Origin of the sequence: Antarctobacter heliothermus (assembly GCF_002237555.1) — a bacterium.
Lineage (GTDB): Bacteria > Pseudomonadota > Alphaproteobacteria > Rhodobacterales > Rhodobacteraceae > Antarctobacter > Antarctobacter heliothermus_B.
This window is the reverse complement of record NZ_CP022540.1, coordinates 221916-248088: the sequence shown is the minus strand read 5'-3', so window position 1 is coordinate 248088 and position 26173 is coordinate 221916. Positions and strand designations below refer to the sequence as shown.

Here is a 26173-nt window from a genome sequence, read left to right as displayed (position 1 = left end):
GTCATGCGATCTCTCTTCGGCCGATGCGCAGGCGGTAGTTGGTGAAGACGTCGACGCCCAGCAGGAAGAACAGCAGCATGCCCTGGAACAGCTGGATCGAGGCACCGGGCACGCCGAGCATCAGTTGCGCCAGTTCGCCGCCGATGTAGGTCAGTGCCATCAGCAACCCGGCCAGCAGGATGCCAACGGGATTGAGGCGGCCGAGGAAGGCCACGATGATGGCGGTGAACCCGTAGCCTGAGTTGAAGTCGATGGAGATTTGCCCGGCAGGACCGGTGACCTCGAACAGGCCCGCCATGCCGGCCAGCAAGCCCGAAAGCCCAAGGCAGATCAGGACGATACGCGCCGGGCGCACGCCCGAGAAGCGTGCGGCGCGGGGGGCTTCTCCGGTGAGACGGATGTTGTAGCCGAGGATGTGGCGGGTCAGCAGGACGTAGGCGCCGATCACCGCGATGAAGGCAAAGACCACGCCCCAGTGCATGCCCGTGCCGGAGAAAATTTCGGCGTTGTGGGCGGCGTCCCATTGTTTGAAGTTGCGTGAGCCGGGAAAGCCGCGGCCTTCCGGGTTGCGCAGGAGGCCAGTGGCGACGGATCCAAGGATGGTTTCGGCGACATAGACCAGCATCAGTGACACGAGGATTTCATTGGTGCCGAAGCGTGTTTTCAGGATGGCGGGGATCATCGCCCAGACCCAGCCGCCCAAGGCCCCGGCGAGGACCATCATCGGGAAGATCAGCAGGCTTTCCGACGGGTAGAGCGCCAGCCCGGCGGCGGCGCCGCAGATCGCGCCCATGATGTATTGACCCTCTGCGCCGATGTTCCAGATCCCGGCGCGAAACCCGATGCTGAGGCCGATGGCGATCAGGATCAGCGGCGCGGCCTTGACCAGCAGTTGCGGCCGGGTGAACGACGCGAATTGCGCATTAAAGATCGGATCCCAGAAGATGGTGCGGATCGCCTCGAACGGATTTGCGCCGAGCGCGGCGAACAGCAGTCCGCCGACGAACATGGTCAACAGCACGGCCAGAACAGGGGCAAGGATGGTCCAGAGCCGCGATGGCTGGGGGCGTTTTTCAAGCCGGATCATGACTGGCCTCCGGGGGGTGTTGGCACGGGCGCATTGTCGTCGAACACGCGATTCCAGAGGCGGGGCCCGGCTTGGGCGCCGAATTGAAGGCGGTCAGGCATCCACATGGGCGACCTCCATGTCGTGTGCGCCGCCCATCATCAGGCCGATCTGTTCGATGTTCAGGCTGGAGACCGGGGGTGTCTGCGACAGGCGGCCCTCATTCAGAGCGCCGAAGCGGTCGGACACCTCCATCAACTCATCCAGATCCTGACTGATCACCACAACGGCCGCCCCTTTGGCTGCCAGGTCGAGGACGGATTGACGGATAAAGGCCGCCGCCGCCGCGTCCACGCCCCACGTGGGCTGGTTCAGCACCAGCACCTGCGGGCCTTGCAGGATCTCACGACCGACCACGAATTTCTGCAGGTTGCCACCGGACAACGCCCGCGCCGCCGTGCCCGGGCTGGGCGTGCGCACGTCAAAATGGGCAATCACCTCTTCGGCAAAGCTCCGCGCCTTGGCCCAGGAGATGAACCCGCGCGTCAGCATCCCTTCGCTTCGCGCGGCTGTCAGCACGCCGTTTTCGATCAGGCTCATATCCGGGGCGGCGGCATGGCCCAGCCGTTCTTCGGGGCCGGACAGCACCCCCATCCCGCGCCGCGCCACCGGACCGGCGCGGCTGATGTCCTTGCCGTCCAGCATGATGCTGCCCGCCGGGGCGGCGCGTTCGCCAGACAGGGCCGACAGCAGTTCGTCCTGACCGTTGCCCGCCACGCCGCCAATGCCCAGCACCTCACCGGCGCGGACCTCAAAGCTGATGCCGCGCAGGGGGGTGCCGAATGCGCCGGGGGCGGGCAGTTGCAGATCGCGCACCGCCAGCAGCACCTCTCCTGCGGTGCCGCCGCGCGCCTCGGGGGTGGCAAAGCTGGACCCGACCATCATTTCGGCCATCTGCCGGGCCGAGGATTGCGACGGAATGCAGGTGTCCACCTTCTTGCCCAGCCGCAGGATGGTGGCGTTGTCACACAGGGCGCGGATTTCTTCCAGCTTGTGCGAGATATAGAGGATGGAGGTGCCTTCGGCCTTCAGCTTGCGCAGGGTTTCGAACAGGATGTCGACCTCTTGCGGGGTCAGCACGCTGGTCGGTTCATCCATGATCAGCAGGCGCGGGTTCTGCAGCAGGCATCGAATGATCTCGACCCTTTGCCGTTCCCCGGCGGACAGCGTTCCAACGGTGCGACCGGGATCCAGCGGCAGGCCATAGGTTTCCGACACCTCGCGGATCTGGCGGGCGAGGTCGGACATGGGCGGCGGGGTTTCCATCCCAAGCGCCACGTTTTCTGCCACGCTGAGCGCATCGAACAGCGAGAAATGCTGAAACACCATGGCGATACCGGCGCGGCGCGCCTCTGACGGTTTGGCGGGCGCATAGCGCGCACCATCCAGCTGCATCTCTCCCTTGTCCGGGGCCACCAGCCCGTAGATCATCTTGACCAGCGTTGACTTGCCTGCGCCGTTTTCCCCAAGCAAGGCGTGGATCTCGCCGCGCCCGATATCAAAGGACACGTCGTCATTGGCGATCACGCCGGGATAGATCTTGGTCAAGCCCCTGAGGCTGAGGAGTGCGTCGTCCACGCCCTGTCATCCCTTGTTTTTTGCAATCTGAGTAGCTGGGTCGCGGTGCCGATGGCAATGGCCTGCGGGTGTTTGCCAAGGTCTTTCTGCCCGATTGGGCAGCAGATGGCGTCGATTTGCGCAGGGTGGTGGCCCAGCGCCTGCAATCGTTTGTAGAAGCGCGCCTTTTTCGTGTCCGACCCGATCAAGCCGCAAAAGCCAAAGCCGTGCCGGAGCGCCGCGTGGCATAGGGTAAAGTCAAGCTCGTGGCTGTAGGTCAGGATCAGGTGCGCGGCGTGTTGCGGTGCGCGGGCCATGGCGCGGTCCGGCATGGGCGTCGGTAAAATGGTGATGCCTTCGGGCACATCCGCGGGAAAGCGATCCGGTCCAGTGTCCACCCACGTTAGTGCAAGCCCCGGCAAGGGGGCCAGCGTGGCCACAATGGCCCGTCCGACATGACCTGCGCCCCAGATCCAGACGGGTAAGGCGGGCGGCGCCACAGGTTCGATCATCCAGCCCTGTCGCAATTGGGGCTCTGCCGCTTCGCCACGGGCACGGGCGCGATCCAGCACGCGTTTGACGGCAAGGGGCATGTCACCCGCGCCCCGCGCGACGACGGCCCGGTCCGCCAGTGCGGCGACGGCGTCGGCGTCGAATTGCTCCGTCAACAGGGTCACCGCCCCACCACAGCATTGGCCCAGCGATGGGCCAAGCGGGTGCCGTGTCAGCCCCGAGCGGTCAAAGGCTGCGCGCACGGCCTCAAACTCCAATGCGCCGCCGCCGATGGTGCCAGCCTGCCGGAGGCCGTCCCTGTCCGACCAGACCAGCATCGACGCGCCCACTTCCCGTGGCGTTGATCCCGCCACATCCGCAACAACGACGCGTGCAACCCGACCATGAGCGGCAACGGCGCGGGCAAGGGCGTCGCGGTCAAAACTCATGCCTGTACCCGACCGATGGCGGCCAGCACCCGTTCAGGTGTCGCGGGGGCATCCAGCGCCGGATAGACCGCGCCACAGGCGGCCACCGCATCCGACAGCGCCAAAAACGCCGAGACGCCCAACATCAATGGCGGCTCTCCGACCGCCTTGGACCGATAGACTGTGTCCTCTTGGTTTTCACCGTCCCAGAGCGTCACATTGAACACCTCGGGGGCGTCCGAACAGGCGGGGATCTTGTAGGTCGACGGCGCGTGAGTGCGCAAACGACCGTGATCGTCCCAGACCAGTTCCTCGGTCGTCAGCCAGCCCGCGCCTTGGACAAAGCCGCCCTCGACCTGACCAATGTCGATGGCCGGGTTCAGGGACTTGCCCGCATCGTGCAGGATATCGGCGCGCAGCATCCGGTATTCGCCGGTCAACGTGTCCACGACAACCTCGGTACAGGCGGCGCCATAGGCGAAATAGTAAAACGGCCGCCCGTCTCCGCGCAGCCTGTCCCATGTGATGTCGGGTGTTTTGTAGAACCCGGTCGCCGACAGGCTGACACGGCCCGCGTAGCAAAAGGCGGCCGCTTCGGCGAAACTCAAGTCCTGTCCGCCGACCGACACGCGCCCACCGTCAAAAACAACCTTATCGGGCGGACACTGGTGCATCTGCGCCAGATAGTCGGCCATCCGCGTGCGCAGCGTCTCACAGGCAATTCGGACCGCGGCACCGTTCAAATCAGACCCGGACGAGGCCGCCGTGGCCGAGGTATTTGGCACCTTGCCGGTGTCGGTGGCCGTGATGCGCACGGTCTCGACCGGGACGCCAAAAACCTGCGCGGCCACCTGCGCCACCTTCTGGAACAAGCCCTGTCCCATTTCGGTGCCGCCGTGGTTCATGGCGATGGATCCGTCCTGATAGACATGCACCAAGGCACCCGCCTGATTGAGATGGGTGAGCGTGAAGGAAATCCCGAACTTGACTGGCGTCAGCGCCAACCCCCGCTTGAGAACCGGATTGGCGGCGTTCCACGCCGCCACATCCGCCCGCCGCGTGGCATAGCTGCAGGACTGGGCCAGCGTGTCGGTCATCTCGTGCAGGATGAAATCGGTGACGTCCTGTCCGTAGGGCGTGACCTTTCGCGGCTTCTTTTCTGCAAAAATACGCCCGGGGGGGCTCGGCTTGTCCGAGTGGGGGGCAGCGCCCCCCTCTGACCTGTCGTAATAATTCGCCCGTCGGATCTGCAACGGGTCGCGACCCAGAACATGGGCAATGTGATCCATGACCCGCTCTACCCCGACCACACCTTGCGGACCGCCGAAACCGCGAAAGGCGGTTGCGCTTTGGGTGTTGGTTTTCAGCCGGTGCGATTCAATCCGCACGGCGGGCAGGAAATAGGCGTTGTCGGCGTGTAACATCGCGCGGTCTGCCACGGGCAGGGACAGATCCTGCGCCCAGCCGCAGCGGGTGTAGTGCAGAAATTCGATGCCCTCGATCACGCCGTCGCTGTCCACACCCACCCGATAGTCGATGCGGAAATCATGCCTCTTGCCGGTGATGATCATGTCATCGTCGCGGTCATAGCGCATCTTGGCGGGCCGTCCGGTGGCGGCGGCCACGACGGCGCAGGCGATGGCCAGCGCGTTGCCCTGACTTTCCTTGCCGCCAAAGCCGCCGCCCATGCGCCGCGTCTCGACTCGGACGTTGTGCATCGACAGGTTCAGCGCATCGGCAACCTTGTGCTGGATTTCTGTCGGGTGTTGGGTCGACGACACCACATGCATGTCGCCGTCTTCCTGCGATGTCACCAGCGCGGCCTGACCTTCGAGGTAGAAATGCTCTTGCCCGCCGATCTCGATGCGGCCCTCGATCTGGTGCGCGGCGCTGGAGATGGCGGTTTCGACGTTGCCGCGCGACCAGATGCGGGGGCCTTCTTCAAAACGGCTGTCGGCAGCCAGCGCCTGTTCGATGGTCAGGATTGGCGGTGTCGCCTCGGTTTCGATCCCGGCGAGCGTCACCGCCTTGCGGGCGGCAAGGTGGCTGTCGGCGGCGACAAGGAACAGCGGTTGGCCCTGATAGTGGATCGTGCCGTCCGACAGCATCGGCTCATCATGGTTTGACGGAGAGCAATCGCAGCCCGAAGGCAGGTCCGCGTGCGTCCAGACGCCGACCACACCGGGGGCTGCGCGCACGGCATCAAGGTCCAGCGCGATCAGCCGTCCGGCGGCGATGGGGGAGATGCCAAAGGCAAGGTGCAGGCAACTGGCCGGTGTCGGAATGTCATCGACGTAACGCGCGCGGCCAGTGACATGCAGGCGGGCGGCGTCGTGGGGCAGGGGTTTGTTCACGCTCATGGACGGACCTCCAGCACGCGGGTGGCGTGGCCCTGATCCTCGGCGAGCGCGCGGCGCAGCATGTTGCGTGCGGCGGTCAGGCGGTAATCGGCGCTGGCGCGCATGTCGGACATCGGGGAGAAGTCCTGCGCCCAGGCGGGCGCAGCGGCGTCTACCGTGGCCTCTGTCCATGGCAAACCGGTGATTGCGGCCTCGACATGTGTGGCGCGTTTTGGGATGCCCGCCATGCCGCCAAAGGCGATGCGTGCCTGTGTGACGATCCCATCAGTGATGGTCAGGTTGAAGGCCCCGCAGACGGCCGAAATGTCCTGATCAAAGCGTTTGGACAGTTTGTAGACCCGCAGGGTATCGGGTTGTTTCGGGATCGAGACGGCCTCGACAAACTCTCCCTTGGCGCGGTCCTGTTTGCCGTAATCGACAAAAAACGCCTCCAGCGGCAGGTCACGCGGGATGTCGCCGTGGCGCAGGTGCAGGGTGGCCCCCAGCGCGATGAGGGCTGGCGGATTGTCCCCGATGGGAGAGCCGTTGGCGATGTTGCCGCCGATGGTCGCCGCGTTGCGCACCTGAGTAGAGCCATAGCGTCGGATCATCTCGGCGTAGCTGGGGTGGTGGTCTTTCATCAGCGCGTGGACGCGGTCCATGGTGACACCTGCGCCGATGCGGATTGTGCTGTCCGTTTCAGTGATCTCTTGCAGGTCCGCGCAGCGGTTGAGAAAGATGACCTTGTCCAGATCGCGTAGTTGTTTGGTGATCCAGAGGCCAACATCTGTCGCCCCGGCCACCAACGTGGCGTCAGGGTTTTCGGCGTAGAGTTGCGCCAGTTCATCGGTGGTTTGCGGGGCGAGACAGGGCAGAGGGGGGCCGTCTGCCCCCCGCCCGGCTGCGCCGGCCCCCCCTGAGGATATTTCAGGACAGAAGAAACCTTGGTCCGATTTGAGCCAATCCGGTGCAGGCACGTCTGCGGCAGCGCGGGCGGCGCGCAGGATCGGGGCGTAGCCGGTGCAGCGGCAGAGGTTGCCCGCCAGCGCGTCGTTGTGATTGGTGTCGCCGTTCAGGTGAGCCGTTGCCATGGAGACGGCAAATCCGGGGGTGCAAAAGCCGCATTGGCTGCCGTGATAGTCGATAAGCGTCTGTTGCACCGGGTGCAGGGTGCCATTTGGGCCGGACAGGCCCTCGACCGTGCGGACCGCCTTGCCGTGCAGTTGCGGCAGGAACAGGATGCAGGCGTTGAGCGTGCGCGCGCCCTTGGCGTCCGTTACCATGACGCTGCAGGCGCCGCAGTCGCCCTCATTACAGCCCTCTTTGGTGCCGGTGAGGCCGCGCTGTTCGCGCAGCCAGTCGAGCAGCGTGACGGTGGCCGGGACCTCCCGCAGTTCCACGCTCTCTCCGTTCAGAAGAAAGGAAATATCCATGTCTTCAGTGTTCCGCCGCCTTACCTAGTGTCCCTCGGCGAGGTGCCGCGGTGCGCGCCTTCGATGCGGCGTAGAAAGCGCGCGTCCCTGATGTTCAGCGATCAGGCTAGGCGGCGCGCGCCCGGATTGGCAAGGGAAAATCGCTGTCTTTGTGGGCAGGGGCGAGGGCAGCGGCGTGAAAACAGGCGGTCGGGCCGGTCGGCCGGTCTGCGTGCCGTCTGTTTCTGATCCGTGCGGCGCGAGCGGGGCTGTCGGTCAGGTGTCGCGTTTGGGGGTGTTCAGCGTGTCGCGCAGGGCGGCGATTTCCTCGACCACAGGGCCGGATGGGCAAGCGGCGCTTTCTGACCAAGCGGAGAAGCGATCCAGCAAGGGCAGGAAAGTGGCGATTTCCTCTGGCGTCCAGCCCTTGAGGTACGATCCGAGGACCATGAATTTGTAGCTGCGCACGGCCGCGATGGCGCGTTCCCCGGTGTCGGTCAGTTGCAGAACGGCGCGGCGCGCGTCCTGCTGGCTGACCGCCCGACACAGGAAACCGCGTTTGATTAGGGCGCTGGTCAAGCGGCTGGCGCGGGAGGGGTCGATAGCCAGTCGTGAGGCAACGGTCGAGACCATGGTCTCTTCGCCTGTGGCGTCGCCGAATTCATTGGACGGGGCGCGGACCGCCATCAGCACGTCCAGTTCCGCCAGTTCGATGTCCAGCCCCAGTTCCGAGATCGCGCGCAGGCCGATTTCGCGCTTGAAGACCTTGCGGCGCCAGACTTGCAGAATCGCATCGACATCCAGCGCGGCCTGAGCCGTGGCGCTGTCGATGCCGGCGCGCGCCAACTGTGCTTTCAGTTCGTCATCCCGTGCGCTCATGCCGCCCTCGATGTGCAAAATTGCGTGCCTTTGACAAAAGCGTGCTGTTGACATGTATCTGTCTTCAGCACATATCTAGGCCCAGTTCAGACCTGATGCAATCCTTGCGCCTGCCCCGGACGTCCCGTGTGCGGGGGCGGGTCCGATGTTTCAAGGATTTTACATGTCTCTTGCCGAAGTTCCGACCATTCCCGTGATTGAACGCCCGGACCCTGCGGCGGTTCGTCTGGCCTTGATGGCCATTGCGGCGACATTGCTGTTTGCCTCGCTTGGGCAGACCATTGTGTCGACAGCGATGCCGATCATGGTCGCCGACCTTGGCGGGATGGAAAATATCACATGGGTGATCACCGCGTATCTGCTGGCCTCGACCATCGGCGCGCCGGTGGCGGGAAAACTGTCGGATCTGTATGGTCGCAAGATTGTCCTGCAGGGCGGTATCCTGATCTTTGTGGTGGGATCTGTGATCTGCGGCACCGCGGGGACCATGAACACGGTGATCGCCGGACGTGTGGTGCAGGGGCTGGGCGGCGGCGGGCTGATCGTGACCTGCATGACGGCGGTGGGCGATCTGATGCCTCCGAGGGAGCGTGGCAAGGCGCAGGGATTTCTTGGCGCGGCCTTTGGTGTGTCGACGGTGATCGGGCCTCTGCTGGGCGGTGCTATCGTTGAGAGCATCGGCTGGCACTGGATCTTTTTCGTCAACCTGCCGGTTGGCGTGGTGGCCTTTGTGGTGCTGAACCGGGCGCTGCCGACGCCGGTCGCGCGTTCGCAAAAGAAGGTGGATTATCTGGGCGCGCTGTTGCTGGCGGTGTTGCTGGGCAGTGTCGTTCTGATCCCCAATGTCGCGGGCAGTTTCGGCTGGGGCGGGGGGCAGACCCTTGGTCTGGTTCTGGGCGTTGTGCTGGCGTTGATTGGCTTTGTCCTGACTGAGCGGCGCGCCGAAGAGCCGATCTTGCCGCTGTCGCTGTTCCGCAACAACACTTTTCTGGTGGTCAATGTGGTGGGCTTTCTGGTCGGCATGGGCATGTTTGGCACCATCACCTTTTTGCCGCTGTTCCTGCAAATGGTGAAAGAGGTCAGCCCAACCGTTTCGGGCCTGTTCCTTGTGCCTATGATGGGAGGGTTGATCTTGTCGTCCATGGTGGCGGGTCGGATCATGTCGGCGACGGGGCGGTATAAACTGATGCCGACGCTGTCGACGGGGGTGCTGGCGTTGGCACTGCTAGCGATGTCGCGGCTGGATGCAGGCAGCGCGCTGTGGGTCATTGGGGCGGTCATGGTGATGGTTGGTCTGGGTCTTGGCCCAGTGTTTGCTGTCGGCGTGGCGGCGATCCAGAACGCGGTGCCGCCGACGATGATGGGGGTTGGCACCGCTTCGACCAATATGTTCCGGCTGATCGGCGGGTCCTTTGGGACAGCTGTCTTTGGTGCGATGTTCAGTGCAGGTTTGATGCGCAATTTGGCTGACACCTTGCCGGGAGAGGTGTCGGGCGGCATTGGCGCGCTGGGGGCCAGTATGGTCCACGCCTTGCCTGCGGAAACACAGGCGCGGGTGCTGGATGGGTTTTCTGATGCGCTGCACCCGATCTTTTGGGCGGCGGCGGTGGCCGCTTTGGTGGCGTGCGTCGCCTCTACGCTGTTGCGGGAGGAGCCTCTCGCAGAGGCGTGAGGCTGAATCCGGCGGTGGCTATGGCTGGGCCGGGGCCATGAAATCGGCGATCCGGTCGATGGCGGAGGTGACGTTGAGGATCTCGTTATGTCCGCCTTGGTCAAATTCCGCCAGTTGTGCACCGGGCCACGCAGCGGCCAGCGGACGGGTTTTTTCAATTGGGGCGGCGTAGTCATTGCGCGCGTGAACGACCAAAAGTTCACCTTGAGACGTTTCGACAACCGGACGCCACGGTTTGTCGATGGCACAGGGGGCGCTGATTGCGTTTACCCGGTCCACGAAGAAGTCCAGACACCGGCCGGACAGGCCGTATTGCTGTCCACCGAAACGAACCAGCGCGGGCAGGTCGAGCGGGGTTGAGATCATCGCCAGCCGGGGGCAGGACATCCCCTGCTCCAGAACCTGCAACATTGCATTGGACGCGACGCAATGCGCCACGATCCCATCATAGTGACCATTGAAGGCGTCGGCGCGGCGGACTGCAGTGACCATGTGCTGCATGCTGCAAATGCTGCGCGCGTTGTGCGTATGGCCCGGAAAGACCAGTATATCGACGGCCACACCGCGCTTTCGCAATGCGCGCACAATTCGGGTGAATTGACGGACATGGCCGTCATGGCCGGGCACGATCAGCACGCGCGGCGCGCCGGACGGGGCTGCGGGCGCTGAGGTTCGCAAGAGGGCGGTATCCGCGCCAAGGTCGCAGATTTCATACCCGTGCCGGCGGGTCGACAAGTCATCAAGGACCGATTGGTTTGGGGTCAGGTATCGTCGGGCAAGCCGGTCTGCGGTGAGACGGGGGGCAACCCTTGCCGCGGACGTCAGCACCGCACGCCGCAAAAACGTCTTTAGCCCCGGCCCCTTGAGCGGGGGAGGCGACAGGTCATCGACGTCGGGCCGGTCGGGCGCAGGCCCAGCGGCGAGTATGTCGGCGGCGTTCAATTGCATATCGGACAACGATTATTTCTAGATTGGGCTACATTGGCACTGTTGCTGGAGAGTGCCGGTCGAATGTGGCACGATTTTGACAGAAGTGCTTTTTGCCTGATGCTGCGTCCATCCTTTGGACAGGTACGAGGTGGATCAGGGGTTTTGCCCGCGCGGGTCACGGCATAGGATATCGCCATGGCAGATCCACGATTCATTCACCTGCGCGTCCATTCCGAATATTCCCTGCTCGAAGGTGCCATGCGGCTGAAAAAGCTGCCCGGCCTCTGCGCTGACATGGGGATGCCGGCGGTTGCGTTGACCGACACCAACAACCTGTTTGCCGCGCTGGAGTTTTCGGTGGGGGCCGCAGGCGCAGGCGTGCAGCCCATTGTCGGCTGCCAGATGGATTTGCGGTATGTTGATCCGCAACCGGGCGAGCGGGTCAAGCCGCCCGCGCCGGTGGTTCTGCTGGCACAGACCGAGGTCGGGTATGAACACCTGATGAAGCTCAACTCTTGCCTCTACATGCGCCGCGACAATGAGTTGCCGCATGTGACGCTGGAGGAGTTGGAAGCGCATTCTGAGGATGTGATCTGCCTGAGCGGCGGGCCGGACGGGCCAGTGGGACGTCATCTGCGGCAGGGGCATCGCGGGGCAGGGCAGGCGCTGATGACGCGGCTGGCGCAGATCTTTGGCGACCGGCTGTATGTGGAACTGCAACGCCACGCGGGTGAGGACGGCATCCCGCCCGAGGCCGAGCGTTTGTCAGAGCGCGGCTTGGTCGAGATGGCCTATGAGATGGACCTGCCGCTGGTCGCCACCAACGACGTCTATTTCCCCAAGACCGAGATGTATGAGGCGCATGACGCGATGATCTGCATCGCCGACGGGGCCTATGTCGACCAGCAGGAACCGCGCCGCCGCCTGACTCCGCAGCATTATTTCAAGACGCCGCAGGAAATGGCGGTGCTGTTCGCCGATCTGCCCGAGGCGTTGGAAAACACAGTCGAGATCGCCAAACGCTGTGCCTTTATGGCCTATCGCCGCGATCCGATCCTGCCAAAATTTGCCGACGATGAGGTGGCCGAACTGCGTCGCATCGCCAATGAGGGCCTGCAAAAGCGTCTGGCGGTGATTCCCCACGCGGTGACGGTCGAGAAATATCAGGAACGTCTGGATTTTGAGCTGGGCATCATCGAGGGTATGGGGTTTCCCGGCTACTTTCTGATCGTTGCGGACTTTATCCAATGGGCCAAGGACAATCACATCCCGGTCGGACCGGGGCGGGGGTCTGGTGCCGGGTCGCTGGTGGCCTACGCGCTGACCATCACCGACCTTGACCCGCTGCGCTATTCTCTGCTGTTCGAGCGGTTCCTGAACCCGGAACGGGTGTCGATGCCTGACTTTGACATCGACTTTTGCATGGATCGCCGAGAGGAAGTGATCCGCTATGTGCAAGAGAAATACGGCCACGACCGGGTGGGGCAGATCATCACCTTTGGTGCGCTCTTGTCCAAGGCGGCGGTGCGCGACATGGGCCGCGTGTTGCAGATGCCCTACGGGCAGGTGGACCGCCTGTCCAAGATGATCCCGGTCGAGGGCGTCAAACCCGTCAGCATCGAACAGGCGCTGCGGGATGAGCCGCGTCTGGCAGAAGAGGCCAAGAACGAAGAGGTCGTCGACCGGCTGCTGAAATACGGCATGCAGGTCGAGGGGCTGTTACGCTCTGCGGGCACGCACGCCGCCGGTGTCGTCATCGCTGACCGTCCGACTGATGAACTGGTGCCGCTCTACCGTGATCCGCGATCCGACATGCCAGCGACGCAGTTCAACATGAAGTGGGTCGAACAGGCGGGACTGGTCAAGTTTGACTTTCTGGGCTTGAAGACACTGACCGTGATCCAGAACGCGATGGACCTGATTTTCAAATCCGGGCGGCCTTTGCATGTCGCGGCGGATGGCACCCAGCTTTATGAGCCCGCCGAGGGGGCCGAGAACCAGATCAACGCCATCCCGTTGGACGACGAGGCGTCGTACAAGCTGTACGCCAGCGCCAAGACGGTGGCGGTGTTCCAGGTTGAAAGCTCTGGCATGATGGATGCGCTCAAGCGCATGAAGCCCACCTGTATTGAGGACATCGTGGCGCTGGTGGCGCTGTACCGTCCCGGCCCGATGGAAAACATCCCGACCTATTGCGAGGTCAAAAACGGGCTGAAAAAGATCACCTCGGTCCATCCGCTGATTGACCATATCCTTGAAGAAACCCAAGGCATCATCGTCTACCAAGAACAGGTGATGCAGATCGCGCAGGTCATGGCGAACTATACGCTGGGCGGCGCTGACCTGTTGCGCCGGGCCATGGGTAAAAAGATCAAGGAGGCGATGGACGCTGAACGCCCCAAGTTCGAAAAGGGCGCGGGTGAGAATGGTGTGGACGCCAAGAAAGCGTCCGAGGTGTTCGACCTTCTGGAAAAGTTCGCCAACTACGGCTTCAACAAATCGCACGCGGCGGCCTATGCGGTGGTCAGTTATCAGACCGCCTGGCTAAAGGCGAACCACGCGGTCGAGTTTATGGCCGGGGTCATGAACTGCGATATCCACCTGACAGATAAACTGGCGGTTTATTTCGAAGAGGTCCGTAAGGGGCTGAAGCTGCCGTGGGTGCCGCCCTGCGTGAACCGCTCTCAGGCGACATTCGATGTGGTGAATGGCGAGTTGGTCTATGCGTTGGGCGCGCTAAAGAACGTCGGGCTGGAGGTCATGCGGATGGTGGCCGCCGCGCGCGAGGATAGGCCCTATGCCACGATCTTTGATTTCGCACGGCGTGTAGACTTGAAAAAGGTCGGCAAGCGGCCGCTGGAAATGATGGCACGGGCCGGATGTTTTGACGTGCTGGATTCGAACCGGCGGCGGATCTTTGACTCGCTCGATGCGCTGGTGGCTTATTCGGCGGCGATCCACGAACAAAAGGCCAGCGCGCAGGTGTCGCTGTTTGGTGAGGCCGGCGAGGATCTGCCGGAACCGCGCCTGTCGCCGGTTGCCGATTGGCTGCCCGCCGAGCGGTTGGCCGAAGAGTTCAAGGCCGTGGGTTTTTATCTGTCGGGGCATCCGCTGGACGATTACATGCCGCGCCTGCGCCGGGTGGAGCGCACGGGGGCCTTCATGACTTTGGATGAATTGACCCACAAGGTACAGGGCAATGGCGCGATGGTGGCCAAGCTGGCAGGGGTGGTTGCCGGTCGGCAGGAACGCAAGTCGGCGCGTGGCAACCGCTTTGCCTTTTGCCAGATGTCGGACCCGACCGGGGCCTTTGAGGTCACGCTGTTTTCAGAGGCTCTGGAGGCATCGCGTGAATTTCTAGAAAGCGGGGCCAAGGTTTTGGTCACGGTCGAGGCGACCATGGAATCGGACCAGTTGAAACTGCTGGGCCGGTCTGTTGCGCCGGTGGATGTGATCGTGGCCGGCGCTGGCGTGACCGGACTGCGCATCTTTGTTGAGACGGCGGATGCCTTTGGTCATATCGCAAACGTCCTCGGGCGGGCGGCGGAACAGATGCCCAAGGCTGCGCGCGGGCCGATCACGCTCTGCCTCAACGATCCGGCGTTGCCGGGTGAGGTGGAACTGGACGCGGGGCTGGATTATCCGGTGACGCCCGAGATCAAGGGCGCGGTGAAATCGCTGGACGGGGTGCTTGCGGTTGAGGAAATTTGAGGCTGTTGCGGGCTGAACTCAGCCTGTTGGCGTGACGGATGGTGGACGCGGGCCCCTTGCACGCGCTACAAACCCGTGGATTTGCCGGGAGAACGACATGCGCGCAGGCGTTTCAAAAGCCGGAGTGACCTTGGGTCTGGGCCTTTGTCTGGGGCTGTTGCTGGCAGGCTGTGGCGATCCGTTGTCCGATGTCCCACGCTACAGTGACGTGCCTTTGGCCGATGACGCCGGGCAAGCGGACGTGCTGGCGCCAGACGCGCCGCGCGCGCCCGTGACCGATGACGCACCGCAGCGCGGGTTGTTGGGACTCTTTGGTGCCAAGGCGGCGGCGGCCACGGGCGATGATGATGCGCCGGGGCGACTACCCCGTCCCGGAGCGCCTGACGCGCGAGAAGTGTCCTTGGGTGTTACCCTGCCTTATGGCGAGCTTGCCCGGGTCTGCGGTGTGCCGAACCGCAAGCTGGGCAAGAAGATCGAAGGTTATCCCGAAAAGGGCAGTCAATACGTCCTGTATGACAGCGTTCCGGGCACAACTACGCCGCGGACGTTTTACCTGACAGGGTTCAAGGATCGCTGTGCGCGGCAATTCACGGCGGCATTGGTGATCTTTGGCGCGCCCGAGAGCTATGAGCAGTTGCACTATGGGCCGTCCGGCGCGGAACTGCCGGTGTCCTCGACAGATGCGGCCTATGAAAAGGTCAAAAGCCGGGTGTGCCGCGTCCGCAAGGGCAAGCCCTGCGGCAGCAAGATGCGCACATTGGCGCGCGATACGGTTTTTGTCAGCGTCTATGAGCGGTTCGGTAGCAACCCGCGCTGGAAGAACATCCTGCTGCACGACGGTGAAGTGGAGGCCGTCGATCTGAAAAATTAGGCGGGGACGCCGCACGGCGCTCCTGCGGCCCTGCGGGACCGCATATCGCCCCGCCCGCCGTCCCATGCGGGCGCGCGTCAGTAGTGCGGCGGGCGTTCATCGCCCAGCACGATGCCGCCGGTGCCTTCGGATTCCCGCGTGGCCTCACGTTGCAGCATCATCTCGACCCGGGCGGTCAAGCGGGCGATTTCACGGTCTTGCCGGGCGACCGTATCGGACAGGTCGTCGAGGGTGCGCATCGCGTAGGCGAGGCGTTCTTCGAGCAGGTCGGTTCTGTCGTTCATGGCGGTTGCCCCTTTGCTGGCTTCGTGTGTGAGTATTTTCACAGAGAAGAAGCTGCAAGGGGGTGTGCTTGCCCCTTTGCAGCCGAAGGGCTAGAGGAAGCGCAAACGCAGCGACAACCGGGGACGATCCATGGCCAAAGAGAAGAAATCTCCTCGCCCCAAGGCGCAGACGCCGAAGGGATTCCGGGACTACTTTGGCCCGGAGGTGACAGAGCGGGCGGAGATGTTGCAGATTATCGCCGGGGTCTATCATCAATACGGGTTCGAGGCGCTGGAAAGTGCGGCTGTCGAAACCGTCGAGGCGCTGGGCAAGTTCCTGCCCGATGTGGACCGCCCGAACGAGGGTGTGTTTGCCTGGCAGGATGAAGACGACGGATGGATGGCGCTGCGGTATGACCTGACGGCGCCTTTGGCGCGGGTCTATGCGCAGCACCGCAACGAGTTGCCTTTGCCCTATCGGCGCTATGCGATGGGGCCGGTCTGGCGCAATGAAAAGCCGGGACCGGGGCGGTATCGGCAGTTCTATCAGTGCGACGCGGATACGGTGGGTGCGGCAAGCGTGGCGGCGGATGCCGAGATCTGCGCGATGCTGTCGGATACGTTGGAAAAGGTCGGGATTCCGCGCGGCGACTATTTGATCCGGGTGAACAACCGCAAGGTTCTGAACGGCGTGCTGGAAACCATGGGCCTGTCGGACGACGCCCAGCGCGACGCGGTTCTGCGGACCATCGACAAGTTCGACAAGGTCGGTGAGGCCGGTGTGCGTGAGCTGTTGGGCAAGGGGCGGCTGGATGCCTCTGGCGCGTTTATCGACGGCGTGGGCTTAGCCGAGGAACAGATTGATCTTGCGGTTGGCTTTGTGACTGCTCGACGGGAAAATGACACCAAAACTCTAGAGCGTCTTGGCGAATTGATTGGCGAGTCCGATGTCGGTCACGAAGGCATCGGAGAACTGATGGAAATCTGCGATCTTGTATCGTCGCTCGGCTATGACGACGATCAAATCATAGTGGACCCCTCTGTTGTGCGCGGCCTTGGCTACTACACCGGGCCGGTCTACGAGGCGGAGCTGACCTTTGAGATCTTTGACGAGAAGGGCCGCAAGCGGCAGTTCGGTTCCGTCGCCGGGGGTGGGCGGTATGACGATCTGGTCAAGCGATTCACCGGGCAGGCGGTGCCTGCCACGGGGGTGTCCATCGGCGTCGACCGTCTGCTGGCGGCGCTGCGCGAAAAGGGCCGCATTGGTGGCGCGGTGCAGGGGCCCGTGGTGGTGACGGTGATGGACCGGTACCGCATGGCCGATTATCAGGCGATGGTGGCGGATCTGCGCAACGCCGGGCTGCGGGCCGAGGTCTATCTTGGCAACCCCAAGAACTTTGGCAACCAGTTGAAATACGCGGACAAGCGCGGCTCTCCTGTGGCGGTCATCGAGGGCGGCGATGAGAAAGAGCGCGGCGTGGTGCAGATCAAGGATCTGATCCTTGGGGCAAAGCTAGCGGCCGATGCGAGCCTTGAAGAGTGGAAAGACCACCCCAGCCAATATGAGGTGCCGCGCGGCGATCTGGTCGCCAAGGTGCGCGAGATTCTGGACCTGCACAAATGACACTTTCTGCAATCAAGTCAAAGGCGGCGGCGCTGAAGGCCGGCTTCGCCGAGGCGGGTGCGATGCCTGTCGATTGCCCGGTATTGTTGCCGGCCGAGACCTTGCTGGATCTTTATGGCGAGGATATCCGCACGCGGGCCTTTCTGACCCACGATCCGGTGCGGGGTGAGGTGATTCTGCGCCCGGATTTCACCTTGCCGGTGGTGCAGCGGCATATGGCCGAGGGGGCAGAGCCTGCGCGCTATACCTATGCGGGCGAGATCTTTCGGCGGCAAGAAGAGCATCCAGAGCGGCCCTCGGAATACCATCAGGTCGGCTATGAGGTCTTTGACAGAGCTGACCCTGCTGGAGCGGATGCCGAGGTTTTTGCCCGGTTCGCCGATGTGCTGGCCCCCTACGGCCTGAGGGCCGTTGTTGGCGATATTGGTATCCTGATCGCGGCAGTGTCCGGTCTGGACACCAGTGCCGCGCGCAAAGCCGCGATGATGCGGCACATCTGGCGGCCGCGGCGGTTTCGCGCGTTGCTGGAACGCTACGCGGGCCGCGCGCCAGTGCCGGCGACACGGGCCGCGCTGCTGAAGTGTGCCGATCCGCTGGCAGAGGCCGGTCCGGTGATCGGTGTACGCGACCACGATGAAATTGCCACACGTCTGGCCGCGCTGCGCGCCGATGCCGCCGAGCCGCCATTGCCTGCCGGTCAGGTCGATCTGATTGAGGCGCTGGTGCGAGTATCGGAAACCTGCGGTTATGCGCTGGAACGACTGCGTGACATTGCGGTGGACATGCCAGCGATTGCTGGAGCGGTGGACCGGCTTGCCGCCCGCTGCGAAGCACTGGCAGCGCGGGGCGTCGATGTGAACAACCTGCCGTTTGATGCGAATTTCGGGCGCACCTCGATGGAATATTACGACGGCTTTGTCTTTGGCTTTTCCGCGCCGGGGCATCCCGATTGGCCGCTGGTGGCCTCGGGCGGGCGCTATGACGCGCTGACCCGGCAGTTGGGGCAGGGGCGTGAGATCCCGGCGGTGGGCGGGGTTATCCGTCCCGGCCTGCTGGTGGATCTTGAGGAGGCCGAGACATGAGCATCAAGCTTGGCGTGCCCTCAAAAGGCCGGTTGATGGAAAAAACCTTTGACTGGTTCGGTGCGCATGGCATCGGCCTGTCCCGCACCGGGTCCGAGCGTGAGTATTCGGGGGCGGTGATCGGTGTCGACGATGTTGAACTGGTGCTGCTGAGCGCCGGGGAAATCCCGCGTGAACTTGCGGCTGGGCGCATCCATCTGGGGGTGACCGGCACCGATCTCATTCAGGAAAAGCTGGTGCAATGGGATCAAAAGGTGGCTCCGCTGGCAGAGCTTGGCTTTGGACATGCGGATCTGATCGTAGCCGTGCCAGCCTGCTGGGTAGATGTGGACACGCTGGACGATCTGGACGCCGCGGCGGCGGCCTTCCGGGCGCGGCACGGGTTCCGGATGCGGATCGCGACCAAGTATCACCGGCTGGTGCGGGCCTATCTGCATGACGGCGGGGTTGCGGATTATCAGCTGGTCGACAGTCAGGGCGCGACAGAGGGCACTGTCAAGAATCTGACCGCCGAAGCTGTTGCCGACATCACCTCGACTGGCGAGACACTGCGGGCGAACCACCTCAAGGTATTGGCGGAAGAGCCGGTCTTGCGGTCGCAAGCGACCCTGTTCAGGTCACGTGTTGCGGCGCAGTCAGAGGCAGAGCGCGCGACCCTGCGCGCAGTCGAGGACCGGCTGGGCCTGTAAGTGCTGCGGCGAGGGGCGGTTACGCACGACCGCTTGGCCGCTGGCAGGGCATAGGGCCGGAAAACACTTTCCCGGCCCTCTGTCCTGTCCTGTCGAACACGCTGCGCAGCTGTGTTCAGACCAGACCGTCAAAATCTGATGCAGCGTGGCGTTCTTCCAGCATCCCGTCGCCGGTCCGGTTCACGATGCGGCCACGTTGTACGGCGGGGCGTTCGACGATTTCGTCGGCCCAGCGGCGGACGTGGGTATAGCTTGTGACGTCGAGAAAATCGCCTGCGTCATAGCTTTCGCCATGTACGGTGCGCCCATACCACGGAAAGATCGCCATGTCGGCGATGGTATAATCATCGCCTACCATGAAACGGTTCTCGGCAAGGTGCCGATCGAGGACGTCCAGCTGGCGCTTGACCTCCATTGCGAAGCGGTTGATCGGATATTCCATTGGGTAAGGCGCATAGGCGTAAAAGTGGCCGAAACCACCGCCCAAGTAAGGCGCGCTGCCCATTTGCCAGAACAGCCAGGACAGCATTTCGGCGCGTTTCTCCGGCGCGCCGAGGAACGCGCCGAATTTCTCGGCCAGATGCATCAGGATCGCTCCGGATTCAAAAATTCGGATCGGTATGTCGCCAGAACGGTCGTGCAGGGCAGGGATCTTGGAGTTCGGGTTGATCTCGACAAAGCCGGATCCGAATTGATCGCCCTTGCCAATGCGGATCAGCCAGGCGTCGTATTCCGCGTCATGACCGGCGGCCAGCAACTCTTCGAAAAGGATCGTCACTTTGACGCCGTTGGGGGTGCCTTGTGAATACAGCTGGAAGGGATGTTCGCCGATTGGCAATACCTTGTCATGTGTGGCCCCGGCGATGGGCCGATTTTGCTTGGCCCATGCGCCGCCATTCTCCTTGTCCCAGGTCCAGACTTTCGGGGGGGTATAGTTTTCGGTCATGCAGTGTCTCCTGTCGCGTTGGGTAGACCGTACAACTCTTGGCCCGGAATGCCAGAGCAGGGCTGGGCGGCGCACAGGGTCTGTGCGACTCTGCGCACATGAATGATCGAAACGACAGTCCGGTGGCACTGGTTCTGGGTGCGGCAGTGCGGCCCGGAGGCACACCCTCTCCCGCGTTAGAGCGGCGCGCGCGCCATGCGGCGGCATTGTGGAAGGCAGGCATGGTCCGGGGCATCGTGTTGTCCGGGGGCGAGCGGACGTATCCACCGTCCGAGGCCGAGGTCATGGCGCAGGTTTGCCGCGACGCTGGGGTGCCAGACGCGGTTCTTTTTCTGGAACGGGCGGCAAGGACAACCGAGGACAACATGCGGTTGGCGCGGCCGATTCTGATGGCCTTGGGCGCGCAAGAGGTGATTGTGGTGACAGACCGCTATCACGCAGCGCGGGCGCGGCTTGTGGCGCGGCGTGTCGGATTGCGTGCTCGGACAGACAGCCCGCAACTGACAGGGGCCCCGCTGTGGCGCGTGGTGCGGGCCTGGGCGCGGGAGGGCGTGGCATTGGGCTGGTACTGGGTGCGCGGGGCAGGGCGCTAGGGCGCTGCCCCGCAGAGGGGCGAACGATCAACCGGGGACAATGATCTCGACATATTGCATCCAGCCGTTCTGACCGTAGACGTTTACGACGATATGCACGTTGCCGCCCATGATGGCGTTGGCGACATAGGGGGGCAGGCCGCCGTTATTGACCAGTTGTTCCAGCCGACCACGGTTGTTGATGTCACCAAAATACGGATCCCAGTCATCGCCGTACTGCGAGATGCCAAAGCGGTGATAATTGGCCCGGTCCTGACGCAATACCTGCGCGGCGGATGACAGGCGCCCACCGTTGGAATTGAACAGATCCTGCTGCCCGATAAAGGCGTTGTAGGATCCCATCAACTGCTGGGCCTGAGCGGCCAGCGGCGCGACAAGCACCAAGGTCAGGGCGAGTAAAAGACGTTTCAATTGAACCTCCTCATGACTGTGTTCAACAATCGAATTTTATCAGATCAGGACGGCGGCCACGTTGATACAGGCCAATCCTGATCTCAGAGGACACCAATTTGTGCCAATGCGCCAGCCAGTTCCGGCGGCAGCGGCTCTTCGTCAGCGCGGGTTTTGGGCAAATCGGGTGGCGCGTCAGCGGCGGCAAGATAGCGCCACCCTTGAAAAGCGCGTTTGGGTGCGGCGGCGGTGCGGATCAATTCGGGGTCAAGCACCAGCGCACAGCGGTTGATCCCGTCCTGTCCGGTGACCGGATCAAACCGCAGGATGCGTTGGCGGCACTGGATCAGTCCCTTGATGACCCAGTAGATCGACCCGCCGTTGAGCACCTCGTCCTCCCGCCGGGGCCACATGCGCGTGACATGCCGGGGCAGACCGTCGTTACCATGGGCGCGCCGCGTGGCCTGCCAATCAATCAGGCTGTCGACGCTTTCGGTGCCAGCGCTGAGTTTGAGCAGATGGGTTGTTACGGGCATGACGGGCCTTTCGTGTCCGGGGGATCATAGCGGGGTAAAGGCGGGGTTCAAGTTCGGGTGTTGCTGCGAAAACGACAGGGACGGACATAAACCATTCGCGTTTTGGTGAACCTCATGATGTGGTATACTCACATTCCCCGTATTCAACCTGTTGCGTGGATTTGCTAGATTGCCGATCTGCCACCTAAGGGAATCGCCTGACATGACGCGCTTTGCCGCCCCCATCGCCGAACAGATCTGGGACATGAAATACCGCCTGAAACAGGCGGACGGGACGCCCATTGATCTAAGTGTCGAGGATACATGGCGCCGGATCGCCCGGTCGCTGTCCTCTGTCGAGGCAGATCCCGCCCTGTGGGAAGACCGGTTTTACACCGCGCTGGAGGATTTCAAATACCTGCCCGCCGGTCGGATCACGGCAGGCGCGGGGACAAACCGCTCTGTCACCCTGTTCAACTGTTTTGTCATGGGTACGATTCCCGACAATATGGGCGGCATTTTCGAGATGCTCAAAGAGGCCGCTGTGACCATGCAGCAGGGCGGGGGCATCGGCTATGATTTCTCCACCATCCGGCCCAAGGGCGCGCCGGTGGCGGGGGTGGCGGCGGATGCCTCCGGGCCGCTGTCATTCATGGATGTCTGGGATTCCATGTGCCGCACCATCATGTCGGCGGGGTCGCGCCGTGGCGCGATGATGGCCACCATGCGCTGCGACCACCCGGACATCGAGGATTTCATCGGCGCCAAGTCTGATTCGGCCCGCTTGCGCATGTTCAACCTGTCTGTTCTGGTGACCGATGCCTTTATGGCGGCGGTCAAGGCGGACGCCCCTTGGGAACTGCAGTTTGACGGTGTGGTTTATCACACGCTGCCCGCGCGCGACCTTTGGAACAAGATAATGCGCGGCACCTATGACTATGCCGAGCCGGGCGTGATTTTCATCGACCGGATCAATCAGGCGAACAACCTGAACTATTGCGAAACGATCAGCGCCACCAACCCATGCGGGGAACAGCCCTTGCCGCCCTATGGTGCCTGTCTGTTGGGGTCGATCAACATGGCGCGGCTGGTCAATGATCCGTTCACCGGCGATGCGCATCTGGATGAGGCCGCGCTGGACGAACTTGTCGCCACCGCTGTGCGGATGATGGACAACGTGGTCGATGCCTCGAAATTTCCACTGGAGGCGCAGCGCCTTGAGGCAATGAACAAACGCCGGATCGGACTGGGCGTCACGGGTCTGGCCGATGCGCTGTTGATGGTGCGTCTGCGCTATGGCTCTGAGGAGGCGGCGCGTCAGACCGCGCGTTGGCTGAAACGGATCGCCCGCGCCGCGTATCTGGCGTCGGTGCAATTGGCGAAGGAAAAAGGCGCGTTTCCCCTGTTCGACGCCGAAGGGTATCTGGCCAGCGGAACTATGATGGCGATGGATGAGGATGTCCGCGAGGCAGTGCGCGCCCACGGCATCCGCAACGCTTTGGTGACTTCCATCGCGCCCACGGGAACGATTTCGCTGTATGCCGGGAATGTGTCGTCGGGGATCGAGCCGGTCTTTGCCTATTCCTACACCCGCAAGGTGCTGCAAAAGGACGGAACGCGGACCGAGGAAGAGATCGCAGACTATGCCGTGACGCTATACCGCGAGATGTACGGCGCGGACGCGGAGTTGCCCGAGTATTTTGTGAACGCCCAGACATTGGCGCCGCTGGAACATGTGCGCATGCAGGCGGCAGCACAGAAATGGGTGGACTCGTCGATCTCCAAAACGATCAACTGCCCCGAGGATATCTCGTTCGAGGATTTCAAGGACGTGTACCTTGAGGCGTTCGAGACGGGCTGCAAGGGCTGCACGACCTACCGGCCGAATGCGGTGACGGGAAGTGTGTTGAGTGTATCGGAGGATTCCTCCGCTATGCGAATGAAGACAGCTAGGAAAAAAGCTGGTTTGACCCAGCACGACTTGGCGGTCGCTCTGGATGTAAATCAAGCGACAATTTCCAAACTTGAAAATTTGGGAGTGGAGAAGTTCGGGAAAATCGAAGAACTTGCGTCTGCAATGCAAGTTAGCGCGGCTTGGTTGCGCTTTGGGCAGGGGGCTCCGGAGATTGTCGCCACCGATGCCGCCGAACCACGCCAGCCGCATGGCGACGTCGTCTACATGTCCGAGCCGCTGGACCGCCCGCAGGCGCTCGAGGGCAATACCTACAAGCTGAAATGGCCCGACAGCGAACACGCCATTTATCTGACGATCAACGACATCATCGTCGGAGGACATCGCCGCCCCTTTGAGGTGTTCATTAACTCCAAGAACATGGAACATTTCGCCTGGACCGTGGCGCTGACACGCATGATCTCTGCCGTGTTCCGGCGCGGCGGCGATGTGTCGTTTGTGGTGGAGGAACTCAAGGCCGTCTTCGACCCGCGTGGCGGAGCCTGGGTGCAGGGCAAATACATCCCGTCGATCCTGGCCGCAATCGGCGGTGTGATAGAACGGCACATGGTCTCCACCGGGTTCCTTGAAGGCGAAGGCATGGGCCTGAAAAGCGACCCCCAGGCCCAGGTCGTGAACCTCGACCAACCCCGCGGCCCGGCCTGCCCGAACTGCGGCCAATTAGACCTACGCATGGTGGAGGGGTGCATGACCTGCGGGTCTTGCGGGCATTCGAAGTGTTCTTAATGAAACGCTAGGTCATAGAGGCAGTCCAAGGGGAAGTGTGCGCAAAGAAAAGCTAAAAGCGTGCGCAAACTTTTTGCTATGAGTTTCGGCCCTGCTGTACAGTGACTGATTACAACGATAACAGGCGGGGTCATGGCCCCGCCTGTTATATTCTGGTTTTCTAAAAAGGATGGTCCGCTCTTGAGTTAACAACGGATTATCAGCGTGGTGTCAATCGACAGGCAATCTTGACCCCCTATCGGCATCCAAAAATGACCCCCTGCTGAGCCCTCGGGTAGCTGGCCCGATGCGGTGTAACCACCACACAGCGCAGCCGTATCGGGCCAGCGGGAGTTCGTTTATTCTCTGGTCTTGAAGCGCCAGCTTTCGTTGCCGGTTTCGACGATCTCACAATGGTGGGTAAGGCGGTCGAGGAGCGTAGTGGTCATCTTGGCGTCGCCAAAGACGGAAGGCCATCCACCGAGTAGCGGTTCTTGTCAAACCGGACGAGGCAGGTCTTCGAGACCGACGCCGGCACGGCATGGAAGCCCCCTCTCGGCAGATTGCTTCGCAATCGCCTGCAGGGCAATGATCGAATGGGCCGACGTAGGGCACAAGACTCGCGCGCTCGTCCTGGAACACCTCACGGGGCGTGCGATCGACTCTTTTGCGCAAATCGTCTGAAAACCGAGGTTCCCCTTTACCCGGACGGTCTCATCCCACAGGCTCTGTGACGGGTATGCCGAGTGCTGTGTAGCCATTCATGACGGCGATGCGGACCTGGAGTTCGGCGACCTGATGGTCGAAGTCCCGTGCCATGAGGTGCTGACCCAGCAGCTTTACACAATGCATCTTCGTCTCGACGCGGCTCCGGCGGTGGTATCCCCTCCATCGTCGGCACAGGGCTCGGCCGAGGTCTTTCGCAGCGCGCAAGGCCTCGTTTCGAGCCACGGCACCAGCGGTCTTCCGCGGCTTAGCGTTCTTGCGGGGCGGGATGACTGCGTGGGCGCCGCGATCCGCGATGGCATCGTGGCACTTGCGGGTGTCGCAGGCACCGTCGGCGACCACCGAGCCGATCTTTTCGCCCATCGGGATCTGGCGGAGCAGATCGGGCAAGACCGGCGCATCACTGATGTGGCTCCCGGTGATCCCGACAGCCCGGACCTCCAGCGTTTCCTCGTCGACCCCAAGGTGGATCTTGCGCCAGACCCGCCGTTTGGGGCCACCAGGCTTGCGAGCGCGCCACTCGCCTTTGCCCTCGACCTTGATTCCGGTGCTGTCCACTGCCCGGCAGTGCATTGCGCAGCAATGTCACGAGAGGGGATCAACAGGTGGAGCGGGTCCTTTGACCCACGGTAGGGGATGTTGACGGCCAGGGTCTTCTGACAGCGGGACAGCGTGCTGAAGTCAGGCACCGTCCAGTCGAGGCCAACCAGCCTCAGCAGGCTCTCGACAAAACCGGTCGTCTGCCGGAGCGCCATGCCGAACAGAACCTTTGTCGTCAGGCACGTCTGGATGGCGGTGTCACTGTAGGTCTGCTGGCGGCCACGCCTGCCTGTCGGCACGGCATCCCAGCTCATCTCGGCGTCGAACCAACCTCTCGGGACATTGCTCTGCACTGCCCTGCCGGTCAATGGACCGTCAGCGAGCCGCGGCGCTTGAGCGCTTCGTTATAGGCTGGCCACTTCCTGGTCTTGTAGGTCGGTGGTATCGGTCTGCTCATGCATGCCAGCTACCACACTGGATTCACGGGATGAATCCCTCACGGGATGAATTCCTCACGGGATTCGTGCAACAGAGCCGATTGTCGCAATAAGATGTGGGACCCGGTGCCTACGGCACCCCGTGCAACTGACGCGCTTCGTGTATAAGCAATGCAGATAGGCAAAACGAATGTCTTCGTCCGCGCAATCGAGCCGCATCCAGCCCCAATTTCTATAAATTGTTGGAGCGCCCTAGTCGCGCGTGGCTTGGCTT

At 62.7% G+C, this 26173-nt stretch carries 19 protein-coding genes and 3 pseudogenes; 8 read left to right on the top strand and 14 right to left on the bottom strand.

The features are described 5' to 3' along the window. Position 1: 1 nt before the first annotated feature. From ANTHELSMS3_RS01225 to ANTHELSMS3_RS01200, 6 genes are all read right to left on the bottom strand, one after another. A complete protein-coding gene (locus tag ANTHELSMS3_RS01225; protein WP_094033290.1) occupies positions 2 to 1087 on the bottom strand; it encodes an ABC transporter permease in 1086 nt (361 codons plus the stop codon). 93 nt (positions 1088 to 1180) lie between these two features. Then, positions 1181 to 2704 carry an ABC transporter ATP-binding protein gene (locus ANTHELSMS3_RS01220; RefSeq protein ID WP_094033289.1) on the bottom strand — a complete coding sequence of 508 codons (1524 nt, stop codon included), beginning with the start codon at positions 2702 to 2704 and terminating at the stop codon, positions 1181 to 1183. Further along, entirely contained in the window at positions 2671 to 3624 is a 954-nt protein-coding gene (xdhC, locus tag ANTHELSMS3_RS01215) for a xanthine dehydrogenase accessory protein XdhC (protein WP_094033288.1), read from the bottom strand. The genes ANTHELSMS3_RS01220 and xdhC overlap by 34 nt, the downstream gene beginning before the upstream one ends. Next, positions 3621 to 5963 (bottom strand): xanthine dehydrogenase molybdopterin binding subunit, encoded by a 2343-nt coding sequence (gene xdhB, locus ANTHELSMS3_RS01210; RefSeq protein ID WP_094033287.1) that lies wholly within the window; start codon positions 5961 to 5963, stop codon positions 3621 to 3623. The genes xdhC and xdhB overlap by 4 nt, the downstream gene beginning before the upstream one ends. Continuing rightward, positions 5960 to 7375, bottom strand: coding sequence for a xanthine dehydrogenase small subunit (gene xdhA / locus ANTHELSMS3_RS01205; RefSeq protein WP_094033286.1), 1416 nt, complete (start codon positions 7373 to 7375; stop codon positions 5960 to 5962). The genes xdhB and xdhA overlap by 4 nt, the downstream gene beginning before the upstream one ends. A 255-nt stretch (positions 7376 to 7630) precedes the next feature. Beyond that, complete coding sequence (locus ANTHELSMS3_RS01200; protein WP_094033285.1) at positions 7631 to 8233, bottom strand: MarR family winged helix-turn-helix transcriptional regulator; 603 nt, start codon at positions 8231 to 8233, stop codon at positions 7631 to 7633. A gap of 163 nt (positions 8234 to 8396) precedes the next feature. Here ANTHELSMS3_RS01200 and ANTHELSMS3_RS01195 point away from each other — a divergent pair, with 163 nt between their 5' ends. Next, complete coding sequence (locus ANTHELSMS3_RS01195; RefSeq protein WP_094033284.1) at positions 8397 to 9905, top strand: MDR family MFS transporter; 1509 nt, start codon at positions 8397 to 8399, stop codon at positions 9903 to 9905. Positions 9906 to 9923: 18 nt separating this feature from the next. Here the strand turns inward: ANTHELSMS3_RS01195 and ANTHELSMS3_RS01190 are convergent, their stop codons facing one another. Further along, on the bottom strand, positions 9924 to 10862 hold the full coding sequence (locus ANTHELSMS3_RS01190) for a hypothetical protein (RefSeq protein ID WP_157733372.1): 939 nt from the start codon (positions 10860 to 10862) through the stop codon (positions 9924 to 9926). Positions 10863 to 11030: 168 nt separating this feature from the next. Here ANTHELSMS3_RS01190 and dnaE point away from each other — a divergent pair, with 168 nt between their 5' ends. Together dnaE and ANTHELSMS3_RS01180 are read left to right on the top strand one after the other, a co-directional pair. After that, positions 11031 to 14546: a DNA polymerase III subunit alpha gene (gene dnaE / locus ANTHELSMS3_RS01185; protein ID WP_094033282.1), complete on the top strand. Its 3516-nt coding sequence runs from the start codon at positions 11031 to 11033 to the stop codon at positions 14544 to 14546. 97 nt (positions 14547 to 14643) lie between these two features. Further along, positions 14644 to 15417 (top strand): hypothetical protein, encoded by a 774-nt coding sequence (locus ANTHELSMS3_RS01180; protein ID WP_094033281.1) that lies wholly within the window; start codon positions 14644 to 14646, stop codon positions 15415 to 15417. A 77-nt stretch (positions 15418 to 15494) separates the two neighbouring features. Here the strand turns inward: ANTHELSMS3_RS01180 and ANTHELSMS3_RS01175 are convergent, their stop codons facing one another. Continuing rightward, positions 15495 to 15701 carry a SlyX family protein gene (locus ANTHELSMS3_RS01175; protein ID WP_094033280.1) on the bottom strand — a complete coding sequence of 69 codons (207 nt, stop codon included), beginning with the start codon at positions 15699 to 15701 and terminating at the stop codon, positions 15495 to 15497. Positions 15702 to 15831: 130 nt separating this feature from the next. On the opposite strand from ANTHELSMS3_RS01175, the gene hisS reads away from it, so the two are divergent. From hisS to hisG, 3 genes are read left to right on the top strand one after another with little or no spacing between them, the layout of a single operon-like run. Then, positions 15832 to 17304: a histidine--tRNA ligase gene (gene hisS / locus ANTHELSMS3_RS01170; protein WP_094033279.1), complete on the top strand. Its 1473-nt coding sequence runs from the start codon at positions 15832 to 15834 to the stop codon at positions 17302 to 17304. Continuing rightward, positions 17301 to 18386: an ATP phosphoribosyltransferase regulatory subunit gene (locus ANTHELSMS3_RS01165; protein WP_094033278.1), complete on the top strand. Its 1086-nt coding sequence runs from the start codon at positions 17301 to 17303 to the stop codon at positions 18384 to 18386. The genes hisS and ANTHELSMS3_RS01165 overlap by 4 nt, the downstream gene beginning before the upstream one ends. Continuing rightward, positions 18383 to 19075 (top strand): ATP phosphoribosyltransferase, encoded by a 693-nt coding sequence (hisG, locus tag ANTHELSMS3_RS01160; protein ID WP_094033277.1) that lies wholly within the window; start codon positions 18383 to 18385, stop codon positions 19073 to 19075. The genes ANTHELSMS3_RS01165 and hisG overlap by 4 nt, the downstream gene beginning before the upstream one ends. Before the next feature lie 115 nt (positions 19076 to 19190). On the opposite strand, the gene yghU is transcribed toward hisG, so the two are convergent. Further along, the gene (yghU, locus tag ANTHELSMS3_RS01155; protein ID WP_094033276.1) at positions 19191 to 20021 is read right to left on the bottom strand and encodes a glutathione-dependent disulfide-bond oxidoreductase; all 831 of its coding nucleotides are present in this window, start codon (positions 20019 to 20021) and stop codon (positions 19191 to 19193) included. Positions 20022 to 20119: 98 nt separating this feature from the next. On the opposite strand from yghU, the gene ANTHELSMS3_RS01150 reads away from it, so the two are divergent. Further along, a complete protein-coding gene (locus tag ANTHELSMS3_RS01150) occupies positions 20120 to 20614 on the top strand; it encodes a YdcF family protein (protein WP_094033275.1) in 495 nt (164 codons plus the stop codon). A 27-nt stretch (positions 20615 to 20641) separates the two neighbouring features. Here the strand turns inward: ANTHELSMS3_RS01150 and ANTHELSMS3_RS01145 are convergent, their stop codons facing one another. Together ANTHELSMS3_RS01145 and ANTHELSMS3_RS01140 are read right to left on the bottom strand one after the other, a co-directional pair. Beyond that, a complete protein-coding gene (locus ANTHELSMS3_RS01145; protein WP_094033274.1) occupies positions 20642 to 21025 on the bottom strand; it encodes a hypothetical protein in 384 nt (127 codons plus the stop codon). A gap of 83 nt (positions 21026 to 21108) precedes the next feature. Further along, positions 21109 to 21540 carry a DUF1489 family protein gene (locus tag ANTHELSMS3_RS01140; protein WP_094033273.1) on the bottom strand — a complete coding sequence of 144 codons (432 nt, stop codon included), beginning with the start codon at positions 21538 to 21540 and terminating at the stop codon, positions 21109 to 21111. Between the two features lie 202 nt (positions 21541 to 21742). On the opposite strand from ANTHELSMS3_RS01140, the gene ANTHELSMS3_RS01135 reads away from it, so the two are divergent. Next, positions 21743 to 24217: an adenosylcobalamin-dependent ribonucleoside-diphosphate reductase gene (locus tag ANTHELSMS3_RS01135; protein WP_094033272.1), complete on the top strand. Its 2475-nt coding sequence runs from the start codon at positions 21743 to 21745 to the stop codon at positions 24215 to 24217. 338 nt (positions 24218 to 24555) lie between these two features. Here ANTHELSMS3_RS01135 and ANTHELSMS3_RS01130 read toward each other — a convergent pair. From ANTHELSMS3_RS01130 to ANTHELSMS3_RS01120, 3 pseudogenes are all read right to left on the bottom strand, one after another. Continuing rightward, a pseudogene (locus ANTHELSMS3_RS01130) lies at positions 24556 to 24678 on the bottom strand (ATP-binding protein); the annotation flags it as partial. Then, positions 24669 to 24856: pseudogene (locus ANTHELSMS3_RS01125) on the bottom strand (Mu transposase domain-containing protein); the annotation flags it as partial. The pseudogenes ANTHELSMS3_RS01130 and ANTHELSMS3_RS01125, both read right to left, overlap by 10 nt. A gap of 54 nt (positions 24857 to 24910) precedes the next feature. After that, positions 24911 to 25919 (bottom strand): annotated as a pseudogene (locus ANTHELSMS3_RS01120) (IS5 family transposase). Positions 25920 to 26173 lie beyond the last annotated feature (254 nt).

What these genes read in the sequence shown, in the direction of transcription:
- ANTHELSMS3_RS01195 (WP_094033284.1), top strand. Translation starts at nt 8,397, where the DNA reads ATGTCTCTTGCCGAAGTTCCGACCATTCCCGTGATTGAACGCCCGGAC.
- ANTHELSMS3_RS01150 (WP_094033275.1), top strand. Translation starts at nt 20,120, where the DNA reads ATGAATGATCGAAACGACAGTCCGGTGGCACTGGTTCTGGGTGCGGCA.
- ANTHELSMS3_RS01175 (WP_094033280.1), bottom strand. Translation starts at nt 15,701, where the DNA reads ATGAACGACAGAACCGACCTGCTCGAAGAACGCCTCGCCTACGCGATG.
- ANTHELSMS3_RS01225 (WP_094033290.1), bottom strand. Translation starts at nt 1,087, where the DNA reads ATGATCCGGCTTGAAAAACGCCCCCAGCCATCGCGGCTCTGGACCATC.
- xdhB (WP_094033287.1), bottom strand. Translation starts at nt 5,963, where the DNA reads ATGAGCGTGAACAAACCCCTGCCCCACGACGCCGCCCGCCTGCATGTC.
- ANTHELSMS3_RS01180 (WP_094033281.1), top strand. Translation starts at nt 14,644, where the DNA reads ATGCGCGCAGGCGTTTCAAAAGCCGGAGTGACCTTGGGTCTGGGCCTT.
- ANTHELSMS3_RS01140 (WP_094033273.1), bottom strand. Translation starts at nt 21,540, where the DNA reads ATGCCCGTAACAACCCATCTGCTCAAACTCAGCGCTGGCACCGAAAGC.
- hisS (WP_094033279.1), top strand. Translation starts at nt 15,832, where the DNA reads ATGGCCAAAGAGAAGAAATCTCCTCGCCCCAAGGCGCAGACGCCGAAG.
- yghU (WP_094033276.1), bottom strand. Translation starts at nt 20,021, where the DNA reads ATGACCGAAAACTATACCCCCCCGAAAGTCTGGACCTGGGACAAGGAG.
- hisG (WP_094033277.1), top strand. Translation starts at nt 18,383, where the DNA reads ATGAGCATCAAGCTTGGCGTGCCCTCAAAAGGCCGGTTGATGGAAAAA.
- xdhC (WP_094033288.1), bottom strand. Translation starts at nt 3,624, where the DNA reads ATGAGTTTTGACCGCGACGCCCTTGCCCGCGCCGTTGCCGCTCATGGT.
- dnaE (WP_094033282.1), top strand. Translation starts at nt 11,031, where the DNA reads ATGGCAGATCCACGATTCATTCACCTGCGCGTCCATTCCGAATATTCC.
- ANTHELSMS3_RS01135 (WP_094033272.1), top strand. Translation starts at nt 21,743, where the DNA reads ATGACGCGCTTTGCCGCCCCCATCGCCGAACAGATCTGGGACATGAAA.
- xdhA (WP_094033286.1), bottom strand. Translation starts at nt 7,375, where the DNA reads ATGGATATTTCCTTTCTTCTGAACGGAGAGAGCGTGGAACTGCGGGAG.
- ANTHELSMS3_RS01165 (WP_094033278.1), top strand. Translation starts at nt 17,301, where the DNA reads ATGACACTTTCTGCAATCAAGTCAAAGGCGGCGGCGCTGAAGGCCGGC.
- ANTHELSMS3_RS01200 (WP_094033285.1), bottom strand. Translation starts at nt 8,233, where the DNA reads ATGAGCGCACGGGATGACGAACTGAAAGCACAGTTGGCGCGCGCCGGC.